Annotated in this window: 16 protein-coding genes; 7 read left to right on the top strand and 9 right to left on the bottom strand. The window is 69.0% G+C overall.

The window, feature by feature from the left end; translation table 11 throughout:
• Positions 1-53 precede the first annotated feature (53 nt).
• Positions 54-542 (bottom strand): MarR family winged helix-turn-helix transcriptional regulator, encoded by a 489-nt coding sequence (locus tag ABT352_RS02790; protein WP_350941984.1) that lies wholly within the window; start codon positions 540-542, stop codon positions 54-56.
• Between the two features lie 241 nt (positions 543-783).
• Here ABT352_RS02790 and ABT352_RS02795 point away from each other — a divergent pair, with 241 nt between their 5' ends.
• Complete coding sequence (locus tag ABT352_RS02795; RefSeq protein WP_350941985.1) at positions 784-1749, top strand: serine hydrolase domain-containing protein; 966 nt, start codon at positions 784-786, stop codon at positions 1747-1749.
• 163 nt (positions 1750-1912) lie between these two features.
• Here ABT352_RS02795 and ABT352_RS02800 read toward each other — a convergent pair whose 3' ends face one another.
• From ABT352_RS02800 to ABT352_RS02820, 5 genes are all read right to left on the bottom strand, one after another.
• On the bottom strand, positions 1913-2158 hold the full coding sequence (locus ABT352_RS02800; protein WP_350941987.1) for a hypothetical protein: 246 nt from the start codon (positions 2156-2158) through the stop codon (positions 1913-1915).
• Positions 2159-2416: 258 nt separating this feature from the next.
• Entirely contained in the window at positions 2417-3310 is an 894-nt protein-coding gene (locus ABT352_RS02805; RefSeq protein ID WP_350941989.1) for a L,D-transpeptidase family protein, read from the bottom strand.
• A gap of 558 nt (positions 3311-3868) precedes the next feature.
• On the bottom strand, positions 3869-4288 hold the full coding sequence (locus ABT352_RS02810) for a Rieske (2Fe-2S) protein (protein ID WP_350941990.1): 420 nt from the start codon (positions 4286-4288) through the stop codon (positions 3869-3871).
• 50 nt (positions 4289-4338) lie between these two features.
• Entirely contained in the window at positions 4339-6009 is a 1671-nt protein-coding gene (locus ABT352_RS02815) for a sensor histidine kinase (RefSeq protein ID WP_350941992.1), read from the bottom strand.
• Between the two features lies 1 nt (position 6010).
• Positions 6011-6679: a response regulator transcription factor gene (locus ABT352_RS02820; RefSeq protein WP_350941994.1), complete on the bottom strand. Its 669-nt coding sequence runs from the start codon at positions 6677-6679 to the stop codon at positions 6011-6013.
• Between the two features lie 177 nt (positions 6680-6856).
• On the opposite strand from ABT352_RS02820, the gene ABT352_RS02825 reads away from it, so the two are divergent.
• Positions 6857-7393, top strand: coding sequence for a hypothetical protein (locus ABT352_RS02825; RefSeq protein WP_350941996.1), 537 nt, complete (start codon positions 6857-6859; stop codon positions 7391-7393).
• Between the two features lie 379 nt (positions 7394-7772).
• Here the strand turns inward: ABT352_RS02825 and ABT352_RS02830 are convergent, their stop codons facing one another.
• Together ABT352_RS02830 and ABT352_RS02835 are read right to left on the bottom strand one after the other, a co-directional pair.
• Entirely contained in the window at positions 7773-8864 is a 1092-nt protein-coding gene (locus tag ABT352_RS02830; RefSeq protein ID WP_350941997.1) for an Rv3169 family protein, read from the bottom strand.
• A 248-nt stretch (positions 8865-9112) separates the two neighbouring features.
• Positions 9113-9760, bottom strand: coding sequence for a hypothetical protein (locus ABT352_RS02835; RefSeq protein WP_350941999.1), 648 nt, complete (start codon positions 9758-9760; stop codon positions 9113-9115).
• Positions 9761-9967: 207 nt separating this feature from the next.
• Between ABT352_RS02835 and ABT352_RS02840 the strand changes: the two genes are divergently transcribed.
• Both ABT352_RS02840 and ABT352_RS02845 read left to right on the top strand, forming a co-directional pair.
• Positions 9968-10504 carry a peptidylprolyl isomerase gene (locus ABT352_RS02840; protein ID WP_350942001.1) on the top strand — a complete coding sequence of 179 codons (537 nt, stop codon included), beginning with the start codon at positions 9968-9970 and terminating at the stop codon, positions 10502-10504.
• 394 nt (positions 10505-10898) lie between these two features.
• The gene (locus ABT352_RS02845; protein WP_350942002.1) at positions 10899-11774 is read left to right on the top strand and encodes a rhomboid family intramembrane serine protease; all 876 of its coding nucleotides are present in this window, start codon (positions 10899-10901) and stop codon (positions 11772-11774) included.
• Between the two features lie 50 nt (positions 11775-11824).
• Here the strand turns inward: ABT352_RS02845 and ABT352_RS02850 are convergent, their stop codons facing one another.
• The gene (locus ABT352_RS02850; RefSeq protein ID WP_350942003.1) at positions 11825-12070 is read right to left on the bottom strand and encodes a cell division protein CrgA; all 246 of its coding nucleotides are present in this window, start codon (positions 12068-12070) and stop codon (positions 11825-11827) included.
• Between the two features lie 211 nt (positions 12071-12281).
• On the opposite strand from ABT352_RS02850, the gene ABT352_RS02855 reads away from it, so the two are divergent.
• The 3 genes from ABT352_RS02855 to ABT352_RS02865 all read left to right on the top strand — a co-directional run bounded on the left by ABT352_RS02855 (position 12282) and on the right by ABT352_RS02865 (position 13870).
• Entirely contained in the window at positions 12282-12932 is a 651-nt protein-coding gene (locus ABT352_RS02855) for a class E sortase (RefSeq protein ID WP_350942004.1), read from the top strand.
• A 26-nt stretch (positions 12933-12958) separates the two neighbouring features.
• The gene (locus tag ABT352_RS02860; protein ID WP_350942005.1) at positions 12959-13117 is read left to right on the top strand and encodes a hypothetical protein; all 159 of its coding nucleotides are present in this window, start codon (positions 12959-12961) and stop codon (positions 13115-13117) included.
• A 180-nt stretch (positions 13118-13297) separates the two neighbouring features.
• Entirely contained in the window at positions 13298-13870 is a 573-nt protein-coding gene (locus tag ABT352_RS02865; protein ID WP_350942006.1) for an anthranilate synthase component II, read from the top strand.
• The last annotated feature ends 167 nt before the right edge of the window (positions 13871-14037 follow it).

Below are 14037 nucleotides of genomic sequence, written 5' to 3' on the forward strand. Positions count from 1 at the left end.
GGAACAGGAGAGACCGTAGCAGATAGTTTTGTTGTAGACGATCCTCTATGGATTCACTTTGTGCGCTGCCGTGCCCGCCGGACTCCCTGCGGTGCCTCCACGGGGGTGGCGAGATGTCCGGCCACCAGGCGCTTCAAGGCTCGTACGAGCACCTCGCCCTCGTCTCCCGGCAGCGCGGCCAGGGCCGCCCTGTGCACGCCGTCGACGATCTCCTGGCTCTGCCGCGCGACCTGCGCGCCCTTCTCGGTGACCGCGATGATCCGGGCCCGCCGATCCGTGCTCGACGGGCGGCGCTCGGCGAGGCCCGCCTTCTCCAGGGCGTCGACCGTGACCACCATCGTGGTCTTGTCCATGTCGCCGAGCTCGGCGAGCTGGATCTGCGTGCGCTCCTCCTCCAGGGCGTGGACCAGCACGCAGTGCATCCGTGCCGTGAGCCCGATCTCGGCGAGCGCCGCAGCCATCCGGGTCCGCAGGACATGGCCGGCGTGGTCCAGCAGGAAGGAGAGATCCGGCTCGGTACGGGCGGGTGCCATCGCGGTCATGCTCCTCACCATAGCCAACCGGTACCGTTCCGGATTATCCGCAAGCGGACGCACTCGCCGGGCCCCGGCCGACCGCGTTCGCCCGGCGAAGTCCCGTCGCGGTCCGCGGTCCCGCAGGGGGCCTGCCGGAAACGAGGCGAGAAAGGCACGGCCGGCGGGCGCGAACGGCCCCGGTTCTCCACGCGCGTCGTGATCGACGAGGGGTTGATCCTGACACGGTGGCAGGGCGTAGAACGGAACCATGAGCAGCGACACACTCAACGACCGGCTCGCCCTGGCCGTGGAGCAGGGCCGGGTGCCCGACCTCCACGGCGTGGTCGCCGTCCGCCACGGCCAGGTGATCCTTGAGCACTACGGCGAGGGCGAGGACTTCAAGCTGAACGAGCCGCTCGGCCGGGTGCGCTTCACGCCCGACACGCTCCACGACCTTCGCTCGATCACCAAGAGCGTCGTCGGACTCCTGTACGGCATCGCCCTGGCCGACGGCGAGGTTCCGGAGCCGCGCGAGCCACTGCTCCGGCACTTCCCCGAATACTCGGACCTCCTGCAGGATCCCCGGCGCGCCGCGCTCACGGTCGAGCACGCCCTCACCATGACGCTCGGCCTGGAGTGGGACGAGAGCGCCCCCTACACGAGCACGGCGAACAGTGAGATCGCGATGGAGCTGTCCCCCGACCGTTTCCGCTACGTCCTGGAGCAGCGGATCGTGGAAGAGCCGGGCACGAAGTGGTCCTACTGCGGAGGCGCTTCCGCGCTGGTGGCGCGGCTCATCGCGAAGGGCACCGGACGGGCGCTGGAGGACTACGCGCGTACCAGGCTGTTCGAACCGCTGGGGATCACGCGCTTCGAGTGGTCGTCCGGCGAGGACGGGACGGCGATGGCCGCCGCCGGGCTGCGGCTCACCCCCCGCGACCTTCTCGCGATCGGGCGGCTCGTGCTCGAAGGGGGCGGCGACGTCGTTCCCTCGTCCTGGCTGAAGACGGCCCTGCACCCGCACGTGCGGATCGCCGAGGACCTCCACTACGGCTACCACTGGTATTCGGGCGACACGTGGAAGGGAGGGTCGGGCAACGGCGGCCAGGTGATCTACGTGGCGCCCGCGCTGGACCTGGTCGTCGCCATCACCGGAGGGCAGTACAACACGCGCGATCGCTCGATGACCTCGATCGTGCTCGAAGAGGTGATCCTGGAGGGGATCAGGTCCTGAAGACACGCCCGTGGATGATGTCGATCGCCGGACGCCGCCAGGTGGCCGGGGAGTCGGGGACGTGTTCGACCGTGGGTCCGTCGGCTCGCCGGGGCGTTCTCGTCCGGCCACCGGAGGGCGCGTCGAATATGCGCGACAGCGTCCCTCCACGCCGGGAAGTGCGTCAGGGATTCTTCGCCCGCGGCCGCTGCGTGATCGTGTTCCTCACGATCCACAGGACGCTCTGGTGGATCGCCACCCCGGCGGAGACGTTGAGCACTCCCAGCGCGGCCGCCGTCATGAGTGACCCGTCGAGCCCGATCGCGTCGCCGGCCAGGAGCACCACGGGCCAGAACACGGCGGCGGCGAGGAGGGAGGCGCGCCACCAGCGCCCGAAGACCAGGCCGAACAGGATCATGGTTGGTATCACGATGCACGCCCTTCGGAATGATCAGCCGACATCCTCATCATCACCTCGGGGCATCGGTTCTAAGCCCCCGAGATCGGCTCGATCGGCGTACAGGCCGGGATTTTCGCGGCGGAACCGGCGCGGGGCGCCCGCACGGCTCGTCGCCAGGCGTCCGCGCGCAGGTGGGGGCGCACCGCGAGCCGGGCCAGGCCCGCACGGCTTGTCACAGGCGCCCGCACCACCCGGCCACGCCCTCCCCGCTCCGATGCGCCCGCACGCTCACCGGCGACCACCGGTGTCACCTCCCGTCCGCCGGCCGGTGGAGAGCCCTGGATGCGAGGATTTCTTGGACGAGCGGTGCGGAGCCTCGACAGGTCGTGCCTTCGGGATTCGCGGGCGCCGCTCCCCGCGAACCCTCATCGCACGTCCGGTGGGAGCCTCCGGGCGGCGGACGTACACCGGAGTCCCCGGCTGAAGGAACCGGTAGAGGTCGAGGGCGTTGTGCAGCGGGACCCGGACGCACCCGTGGGACGCGGGGAAGCGGGGGACGAGGGTGGAACCGTGGATCGCGATGCCGCCGTTGAAGTAGACGGGATAGAACATCGCCCCGAGGATCCCCGTGGACCAGCCGGGGACCCGCACTCCCACCCGGTAGTCGCCGATCGGGGTCGAGGCGAACCCGCAGTGGCCCTTCTCGCAGTACGGCCTGCGGGCGCCGGTGGAGATGTGGGTCACCAGCACGGGTTTCCCGTCTCTCCACGCGACGAGGAGCCGGCGCCGCAGATCGATCTCGGCCCTTTCCCGCTCCCCGTACGTCACCAGGGGTCTGATCCGGCGAGGGCGCAGGAGAGCCTGCCAGGTCGGCAGGTCGATTCTGTCGACGGGTTTCAATCCGTTCGCCTTCTGGAACGCCCATACGGTCATTCGCAGAGCGGAGTCGTACAGAGGGCTGAGATTCCCCGGGGAAAATCCCAGATCCTTGAGTCTTTTCTTCGCGTTGTGCACCTCCATTCCCCTGCTGCCCGTTCTGAGGACCGTGAATTGATCCGGGAGTGGGAGGTGCCGGGAGTCGGGGGTGGGGTCGGCCACGGCGGGTGCGATACCGAAGGGGAGGGTTGTGGCCAGGGCGAAGACGGTGCCGGTGATCAGGGAACGTCGAACTGTGCCTCGCATGGTGTGACGTCTATCCGCCGTCAGGCGCGATCAACCCTTTGACATTACTTGCCGGAGAGTGAGACTTGTACATCCGCATGCGATTCACGGGTTATCTCGGATGGATTTTCCCGGGTAAATATTCATATATTCCCCGGTGGCGTTATGTGACAATATCAATTAGATATTTCGGAAAACGTTCACCGGGTGCGCGTGGCGGGCCGTCCGGTCGCGAGTGCGGAAGCCAAGCGTCTCCCGTCGCCGTGCGGACATCGGATGCCTCTCACCGAGCGGGAGCTCCCGGCGGCCTCCGCTTCCCCCGTGGCCGGGCGGTCATCGGATGTCCCGCCCCGGGAGTGACGTCTCCTGCCCCTCGGGAGCGGGTGCGATCCGCCAAGACCGTCCTGGCCGCCGGGCGAAGCGTATTGATTCACGTGAAACCTTCGCCGACGTCCGGGGAGGTCACCGGTCACGGTCCACCCGTCCGGTCCACCCGTCCTGCCTGCTCGGCAGGCTCCGTTCGGCTCGCCTGCTTGGCTCGCTCGCGCGGTCCGGCCCGCCACGTCTGAAGCCGAGCGGTCAGCTCAGCCTGATGATCCCCTTGGAGACCTTGATCTTCCTGCGGGCCAGCGGCCGCTTGGCGGGGCCTCTGGCCACCGAGCCGTCGGCGATCCTGAATTTGCTGCCGTGGCAGGGGCAGTTGATGGTCCCGCCGCGGATGGTGGCGACGGTGCAGCCCTGGTGCGTGCACTTCGCGCTGAAGGCGCGGAAGGTGCCTTTCACCGGCTGGGTGACCACCCATGTTCCCTTGATGATCCGGCCGCCGCCGACGGGGATGCCGCTCGTCCTGGCGAGGATGGGACCGGCGGACTCCTCGGACTCCTGGGTCTCCGAGGATGCCTGGGCGGGGCGTACCCATGTGGCGGCCGACGCGATCACGGCGGCGGCGCCGCCCGCGAGACCTCGGAAGATCATCAGTCGACGGGTTGGGGCGGGCATGGTGGGCCTCCTGGGGAGTGAAGGGCGCCGTGATAGATCACCTGAGGGGTTCATATCACAGGAAAACGGGCCTGTAGCCAGGCTTCGCGATCTTTCCCCGCGACGCGCAGACTCCCGCCGTGCCGTACCGCGATGTCCCTCGCGATGGCGAGCCCGAGCCCCGCACCGCCCGCGTCCCTGTCCCTGGCCTCGTCCAGCCGGGTGAAGCGGTCGAAGACCGCCTCGTGGTGCTCGGCGGGAATGCCCGGCCCGTCGTCGCGCACGTCGAGCACCGCCTCGCCGCCGTCCACGGCCAGCCGGACGGTGACCGTGGAACCCGCGTGGCGTACCGCGTTGTCCACCAGATTGGCCACCAGGCGGCGCAGCTGGCCGGCGGAGCCCATGACCACGGTGTCGGCCGCCACCTCCAGCGTGACCTTGACCTCCGGCCTGGGCCTCGACCTGGCCGCCTCCTCGGCGGTCACCTGGCCGAGATCCACCTCCTCGTGACAGGCGGGTTCACCGGCGTCCAGGCGGGCGAGCAGGAGGAGATCGGAGGTGAGCGCCTGGATCCGCTCCACGTCGGTCAGCGCCTCGGCCGCGAGCGGTTCCGGCTGGGCCAGCTCCAGGCGGGTCCGCAGGATGGCGAGCGGGCTGCGCAGCTCGTGGGCCGCGTCGGCGACGAAGCGCTTGTGCCGGCCGACGGCCAGTTCGAGCCGGTCGAGTGTGCTGTTCATGGTCTCGGCGAGGCGGGCGATCTCGTCGCGCGATCTCGGTACGGGGACCCGCCGGTGCAGGTCGTTCGCGGTGATGTCGGCCACCTCGGCGCGGATGGCCGAGACCGGTGCCAACGCCCGGCCGACGGTGAGCCAGGTCAGGACGGCGACCAGCAGGAGCAGCGCGGGAATGCCGGGAAGCAGCAGGCCGCGCAGGGACCTCAGGGCGTCCATCGTGGGCTCCATCGATGCCCTGGCCTGCACGAACAACGTTCCGTTCGCGGTGTCCACCGGCATCGTGGCGAGGGCGAAGGAGTCACCGGACGCCCATGGCGCCGGCTCGGCGAGTTGGAACGCCGGCGCGCCCGCCACGCTCCGCAGCGCCACCGCCGGGGATGACACCTTGTTCGCGGTGCCCTTCGCCGCCGCTTCAGAGGGCGACGCGGTGCCCTTCGCCGCCACCTCCGAGGGTGACGGGATGCCTTTCGCCGCCGCTTCCGAGGGTGACGCGGTGCCCTTCACGGCCGCTTCCGGGGGTGACGCCGCGTCCGATGTACCTTTCGCTGCCGCCGCATGGGGTGACGGCTCGTCCGCCGTGCCCCGGATGGCCACCTCCGGGGGTGACGTCGTGCCCTTCCTCTCGGACGATGGGCCCGCGACCGCCGGAGCCGGCCATACGGGGTGCGTGAAGATCTTGATGTCGGGATCGAGAAGGGTCGCCTCCGAATGCCGGAGGACCCCGGCCGCCGTTCCGGTGACGGTCACCACGGTGGCCGACGGAGCCTCGGCCGTCGCGGGAACGGCGGCCCGCGTGACGTCGATCGCCGGAACGTCGAGCATCACCGTGCCACCGGCGAGGACGTCGGCGGTCGCGGCGGCGCGGCGGGTGGCCTCGTCGGAGGCGCTGCGGGTGAGGCTCCCCGTCAGCACGCCGACGAGCACCGCCGACGCCACTCCCAGCGCGACCGCGACGATCGCGGTGGCCGCGAGGGTCGCCCGGAGCCGTACGGAAAGACGTGATGCCATCTCAGGCCTCCAGCCGGTAGCCGGCGCCGCGCACGGTCACCAGTGACGAGCGGCCGAACGGAGCGTCGATCTTGCGGCGCAGCGCACTGACGTAGACCTCGATGATGTTCGGGTCACCGTCGTAGGAGAAGTCCCACGCCTGGGCCAGCAGCTCGCTCTTGGAGACGACCTCGCCCTGTCTGCGCGCCAGGCCGTGCAGGACCGCGAACTCCTTGGGCGTGAGGGAGATCTCCGTGTCGCCCCGGCGGCAGCGGAGCCCCGCCGGATCGACGGTCAGGTCGCCGACCACGATGGACACCGGCCGCGCCCCGCCGCCCCTGCGCACCAGCGCGCGCAGCCGGGCCAGCAGCACCACGTAGGAGAACGGTTTGGACAGGAAGTCGTCCGCGCCCGTGTCCAGGGCCTCGGCCTCGTCGTGCACCCCGTCCTTGGCGGTCAGCATCAGGATCGGCGTCCAGTTCTCCGCGTCGCGGAGCTTGGCGCAGACGGCGTAGCCGTTCATCCGGGGCAGCATGACGTCGAGCACGATCACGTCGTACGGGTTCTCGGTCGCCATCCACAGGCCGTCGCGCCCGTCGTACGCGACGTCGACGGCGAACCCCTCGCCTGCCAGCCCTTCCTTCAGGAGATGGGCCAGGCGTTTCTCGTCCTCAACCAGCAGCACGCGCATGCCGCTCAGACTGCCGTACCGCGGCTAAAGCCAACCTGAAGACGACTTCCGGCGCCTTCAGCCTGGGTTCAGGCAGCGGGCGGGAAGCTGTGGTCTCCGGAACCGCGGGCCGGTCCGCTTCCCGATTCGTTCATCGATCCGCCTGACATCGATCCGTCTGACAAGGAGAACAAACACATGCGTATTCGCATGCTCGCCGCCGCCGTGGTGACCGCGGGGGCTCTGATGGCCACGCTGACCGGGGCCGCCAGTGCCGACACCCCCACCCCCGCGCCCCTGCCCAAGGATGGTGTCGCGCGGCTCGTCGACTGCGAGGGCGGCGGCAAGATAAGCCTGACGACGCGCACGCTCACCGAGGCCGAGCGCAAGGAACTGGAGAAGGGCGGAGCCGCTCTCGCGGTGCCCGCCGTCCCCGCCCCGCCGCTCGGGGAGACCGGTGAGGCCAGGAAGGCCGAAGCCGGCCGCGTCACGATCACCAAGGACTTCAGGGCGGTGAAGCCGGCCGCGGAGCCCTCCGCCCTGCCCGAGGACGTCACGGTCATGGCCGTGCCCGCCGTTCCCGCAGGGGTACCGGAGTCCGGCGAGACGGCCACGCTCTCCACGGCCGTGCCCGTCCCCGACGGGGACGCGGTCACCGAGGTGAGGGTGGCGCAGAAGTCCTCGGAGGGCGACGTGCCCACCGTCACCTGCGTCATGAAGGCCGAGGAGAAGTGACCTCGCGGGGACGCCGTGCGAGCGGAGAGGCGTCCCCGTGAAGACCTGCGAGCCGGCCGGGGCATCCGTGCGGGAATGGTCCGGCCGGTTCGCAGCCGGTTGCTCGGAGACGATCCGGGAAGCCTGGCAGGTCCGTGGCCACCGGGTCACGGAGCCACCGGGTCACGGAGCCACCGGGTCACGAAGTCACCGGGCTACAGAACCGCCGGACCGCGGAGTCACCGGGAACGACCGCGAGCGACCGCAGGACCGGCCCGGGAGTCCGCGCCGTACGGGGGACGGTGCGGTTCACCCTCCGGGAGGTCTTCCATCGCTCGTGCCCGGACTCGGGAAGAACGGACTCCGCGCGATGGAAGACCTCCCGAAGGGGACGCGGTGTTCAACCTTCGGGGAAGGACGGGTGCGGCCCCAGGGCCCAGTACTCGTACAACCCGTAGCCGATCCGGCCGTCGTACTCGAAGCGGCCGACCGCGTCGACCATGCCCCACATCTTCTGGGCGTCCTCGGGCAGCGTGTGGGTGACGCCCTGGACCACCGGGTGGGAACCCTGGTACATGCCGTGCTTCCAATCCGATTCCAGGCCATATCCGGTGCCCACCATCAGGTGCACCGGGAGAATCGGGACGCAGTGCAGGTCGAAGGGCTTCCCGCCCGGCGGGGAGAAGGAGATCGTCGCCTCGCGCACCTCCCGGGTGCCGTCCACGTACGTCGGGCGATACTCGGGACGGCCGAGATACTCCTCCTCACCCTCCCGCGCGGACCCGAACCCCCACACGCGCACCGCCTCCTCCAGGACTCGGCGGCCCTTCTCGTCCTCCTGGATGATGCAGAGGATGGCGTGGTCGTCGAACCGGACGGGCGTGTAGAGCCAGTAGAAAGTCCCCGCGTTGCGCGCCTGGATGCCCGGAGGTTCGGGCTCGCCGACGGGGCGGATGCCCCACGAGCGGTCGCGGGTGCCCTGCCAGCGGTCGGGGGTGACCTCGACACGCTCGTCGCCGATCAGGATGTGCCCGGTCCACCGGCCGGTCTGGGCCATCCGCGAGGAGTCGAACACCACGCGCTCCTGCCAGCGCAGGAAGTGCCGGGGTTCGAGCGTGGCCGGTACGGTGCCCTCCCAGGTGAGGTCGAAGGACAGGCCGTGCTCCGTGGGGTCGAGCACCACCCGCAGCCGTCGCAGTCCCTCGATCACCTCGACCCTGAACGGGCCGACCCTCGTGTCCATCCGGTCGTCGCCGAGCTCCCGGGAAGCCCTGACCACGCGGTGCAGGTTCCGGTGGCGCACGCAGGCGAACGCGTCGGTGACCCCGAGGTTGGGATACTGGCCGAGACCGACGATGAGCATCAGCTCGTCGGATCCGGCGTGGCAGTTGAAGTAGTACCGGTCGTAGAAATTGCGGTCCGACGTCGTGACGTGCCGCATCACCTCGGACGACTGGTGTACGGGATGGTCGTCGAGGGGCGACAGCGTCATCGGTGCTCCTTGGGCCGGGGAACACGTTCTAACAAGTGCTTGGTGATCGGTCAACGGGTCGCCACCCGGAAGTTCGATCAATGGGGTACCGCGCGGAAATACGGCCGACGGGCCGCCACACGAAAGTACGGCCCGCACCTTCGCGGCGCGAGCCGTACTCTCTGCCGACGTCGTACGCCGTGATCGGTTGCGCGCCATGTCCGGGGGCCGAGCGGGAGCCCGGTCATCCGAGAGGCGCGCCCCGTCCCCTAAGGGGTTCTCTTCGGCGTCTGCGACGTGTGCGACGCGTGTTCGGCCTTGATGTCGGCAGCCTTGTCGGTGACCTTGGCGCCGACCTCCTCGGCCTTCTTCACGGCGTCGTCCACCGCGCCGGAGGTCTTTCCGGCCACCGCCTCCGTCTTCTGACCCACCCACTGGGACGCGTCGGAGGCGCTCTCCTTCAGAGTGTCCGCCCACTGGTCGGCGTTCTTGCGGTACAGAACGTAGCCCGCCGCGGCGATCGCGATGCCCGTGAACAGCAGGAACATCGGTGTTTTCCTGGACTTCACGGGAGTGGGATCGATCCTCGCGGCGGCCTGGGACAGCGCGGCGCTGAGTTTCGGCGCGAGCTGCTCCTCGATCGAGTGCGCGGCGGCGTCAAGCCTCGGTGCCGCCCACCCACGTGCCACGATGATCTTCTCACTCGCCATGCCGCGGGCCTGACCGGCCACTTCACGGGCCTGACCGGCCATCTCACGGGCTTGACCGGCCACATCGCGAGCCTGAAGGGCTACGTCATGTGCGTGCTGACTTGCCGCGTCACGGGCATGACTGGCCATTGGGCCGACCCGATCCGCAGCTCGGACGGCCTGAGCCTTCACGTGGCGCAGCCGCCTTTCCGGTGCCACGATCTTCATGTGGCGCTTTCCAAACAGTGCTAGAGGCACAACAACCTCCCCATTCGTTGGGGCCCCGTCGCCACCCCTTCCCGCTCGAAGGCGGCTCAATCATGACGGCCCGTGGGAGGATGCTTGGGGATGCGGCCACGGCCGAAATCGTCAAAGTGCCACAAAAGCAATACGTTGCTCAGGTATTGCCTACGACCTGAAGGGGGCAGTCCGATCATGGCTGAGAAGTTGATCGCGAACCTCAACACCAACCGCGGCAGCGTGAAGGTCCAGCTCTTCCCGGATCACGCGCCCAAGACCGTGAGAAACTTCGTCGAGCTCGCCGAGGGCACCCGCGAGTGGGTGCACCCGGAGACCGGCCAGAAGTCCACCGCCAAACTGTACGACGGCACGATCTTCCACCGGGTCATCTCGGGATTCATGATCCAGGGCGGCGACCCGCTGGGTCAGGGCGTCGGAGGCCCGGGTTACAAGTTCGACGACGAGATCCACCCGGACCTCTACTTCAACCGTCCCTACCTGCTCGCCATGGCCAACGCCGGTGTCCAGTTCGGCCGCGGCACCAACGGCTCGCAGTTCTTCATCACGGTCGTGCCCACGCCGCACCTGAACGGCAAGCACACCATCTTCGGTGAGGTGATCGAGGGCCAGGACGTCGTCGACGCCATCGCCAAGACCGACACCGACGCCCGTGACCGTCCCACGGAGCCCGTGGTCCTGGAGTCGGTGACCATCGAGCGCGTCCAGAGCTGATCTCATGCTCGGCGGCCTCCGTCGGAGGCCGCCGTTCGCGTTCCCGCACACCCTCGTCCGGCCCCGCTGGCCCCGCCCTCGGACGCGCCGGTCCCGTGCAGCCTCGGTCCTCGGTCCTCGCTTCGGTCTTCGCCCGGCTCTTTCCGCCCCATCCTTCGGACCCGCCCCGTCCTTCGGACCCGCCCCGTCCTTCGGACCCGCCCTGTCCTTCAGACCCGCATCTTCCCTCGGCCCCGCCCCGTCCCTCGGATTCGCTCGTCCGAGACCGTCTCACCTCGACCTGGGCTTCGCCCGGTGCGGCTCAGTCGCCGTTCACGGGTGCACAGGCGCTCGGGATCGTGAATAGGCTGGCAGTCTGTGGATAACAGCACGCTCGAAGGGGCCAGCCACACACATGACCACCCAGCCGTCCAACGAGCCCAACACCGTTGTCCCCACCTGCTACCGGCACCCGGAACGTGAGACCTACGTTCGCTGCCAGCGCTGCGAACGTCCTATCTGCCCCGACTGCATGCGCGACGCCTCGGTGGGCTTCCAGTGCCCCGAGTGCGTGAACGAGGGCAACAGGGGCATGCGGCAGGCGCAGGCGGTCTTCGGCGGCCGGGCGGTCACCACCCCCCGGGTCACCTGGACGCTGCTGATCGTCAACATCCTGGCGTACGCCGTCGAGACCGTGAACACCAACTGGGTGCTCGCGAACTTCACGATGAACGCCTACGAGGTCGGTTATCAGGGCGAGTGGTGGCGCCTCATCACCGGTGCGTTCCTGCACCAGCCGCTGGGTGGCTCAAGCTGGGCACTGACCCACATCCTGTTCAACATGTGGGCGCTCTACGTCATCGGTCCCGAGTTGGAGCGGCGCCTCGGGTCGGCCAGGTTCCTGACGCTGTATCTTCTCTCCGCGCTCGGCGGATCCGTCGCGATCTACCTGTTCGGCATCGCCGCGGTCGGCGCCTCGGGCGCGATCTACGGCATGTTCGGCGCGCTGTTCGTGCTCGCGAGGAGGCTCGGCTACAACGCCCAGGGCGTGCTCTGGCTGATCGGCGTGAACGCCGTGATCACCTTCGTGATCCCCGGCATCAGCTGGCAGGGGCATCTCGGCGGTCTGATCGTCGGCACCCTGGTCGCCGTGATCTTCGCCTTCGCCCCCGCCAAAAACCGCAGCGCGATCCAGTGGGGAGGTTGCGCGGTGATGCTGGTCGTCCTGGTCGCGATGGTGTTGGGTCTGCCACCGTTCGCCGTCCAGGCCGAGCTCGGGATCTTCGGTTGATCTCCACACCCTGATGCTTCCCCAGGGTGTGGACAATCCCTGTGGAAAAGCTAGCGCCACCGAGTGGACAGGACCACCCCGAAGATGATGAACGCGAACCCGACCAGCAGATTCCAGTTCTGGAGGTCGCGGAGGAGGGGCGCGGTGGGCGCCACATAGTAGGCGGCGATCCACAGGATGCCGACGATCCAGCAGGTCACCATGACCGGCGCCAGCCAGCGTGGGCTCACCTTGATCTGCTGTGACGTCTGCGGCGGGGTGTAGACCGGCTTCTTACGAGTCTTGGGCTTGGGCACTGGGGTTCTTCTCCTGCGTCAACCCTGCGCGATCCGGATCGTGCGCAGGCCGTGTCGGTGAGCGTGGTCGCTAGCGTGTGAAGTTCCGTGTAAGGATAGTCGGCGCAGGTGGGCCGTGGCGATTCCACAGGGCACCATCCTGTGGCAAATGTTATGCCGGGCCCGTGATCCGGCTCACCGCGGCGGCCTTTCCCGTCACTACCCTGCCCCCATGAGAGCAGCGCTGAGGGCTCTGGGCGACCTCAGCCTCACCGCGGGGCTGGTCGTCCTTCTCTTCTGCGCCTACCTGCTGTGGGGCACCGGCTCCTACACAGCCGAGCAGCAGGCGCTGCTGCGTGAGGAACTCCTGGCGCAAGCCCCACCGGGCGGGAAGGCAGGGGGGCGGCGGGACAGGGCGGCCTGGCCGGTCCGGCTGGGCGGTGCGGTGGCGATGCTGACGATCCCCAGGCTCGGTGACGACTACCGGTACGCCATCGTGGAGGGCGTCGACCAGGATCGGCTGAGGATGGGCCCCGGGCACTACCCAGGAACCGCCATGCCAGGAAAAATCGGTAATTTCGTACTTTCGGGCCATCGGACCACCTACGCCGCTCCCTTCAACCGCATCGACGAGCTCCGCAGGGGCGATCTCATCCTGGTCGACACCCGCGAGACCCGCTACACCTACCGTGTCACCGGCAAGCGCGTCGTCGACCCCTCCGAGATCGGCGTGATCGCCCCGGTCCCCGACCAGCCGGGCCGCGAGCCGGACAGAGCGCTGATCACCCTGTCCACCTGCCACCCGGAGTACTCGGCCGCCCAGCGCCTCATCGTCTCCGGCGAGCTGGAAGGCCGTGAGAACCACCCGGTACGGCCCGGGTAACCAAGATCGGAAAGAAGGCGGGTCTCATGTACGGCTGGATCTGGCGGATGCTTCCCGGCAACCTCGTGACCAGGGTGTTCGCCACCCTGGTGCTGGTCGGGCTGGTCGCCGTCGTACTCTGGTATGTCGTGTTTCCCTGGATCGAACCTCGCATCTCCCTCGACCTGACCACCGTGGGCCGATGAACCGCGTCCTACCGGCCGTCGCGGGCCGACGAACCGGCGCGGCCCGCCGAACCGGCGTGGACCGTTGAACAGGACCTTCCTCACCGCCCAGGGCCCGACGAACCGGTGTGGGCCGTTGAACGGGACCCTCCTGACCGCCCAGGGCCCGACGAAGCGCGTCGCCTCGATCGTCGTGGGCCGATGAGCCGGGTCCTCGTCGTCGACAACCACGACAGCTTCGTCCACACCATCGTTCAGTATCTCCGCGAACTCGGTGCCACCTGCGACGTGCGCCCGCGCGACCGGGTCACGGTCGAGGACACCCGTGGCTTCGACGGGGTCCTGATCAGCCCCGGCCCCGGCACCCCGGAGGACGCCGGGGTGAGCGTCCCGCTCGTCGGCCGCTGCGAGGCCCAGGGCATCCCGCTCCTCGGCGTCTGCCTGGGACACCAGGCCATCGCCGTCGCCCACGGGGCGACCGTGGCGCGGGCCCCCGAACTGGTGCACGGCCGCACCAGCGCGATCGAGCACGACGGGCAGGGTGTCTTCGCCGGCCTGCCGTCCCCGGTGACCATGACGCGCTACCACTCGCTGGCGGTCCTGCCAGAGACGGTTCCCGAGGTCCTCACGGTCACCGCGACCACCGAGGACGGTGTGATCATGGGCTTGCGCCACCGTACCGCCCCCGTCGAGGGCGTGCAGTTCCACCCCGAGTCGGTGATCTCGGAACACGGTCGTCAACTGCTCGGAAACTGGCTGGAAAGATTGTTGTAACGCGGGACCCATCCTGGACGATTGACCAGTGAGAGCCCTTCCGCCATCGCCCCCGAGTGGCGGAAGGGCTCTTCCCCGTTTCAGGGCCCACCTGTTTTCCAGACCTCCCCGTCCCATGGCCCCCGCCTTCAGGACATTTCCCGCTCGCGTGCCTCTCAGCGGGAGAC

Source organism: Streptosporangium sp. NPDC000563 (assembly GCF_040299985.1).
GTDB lineage: Bacteria > Actinomycetota > Actinomycetes > Streptosporangiales > Streptosporangiaceae > Streptosporangium.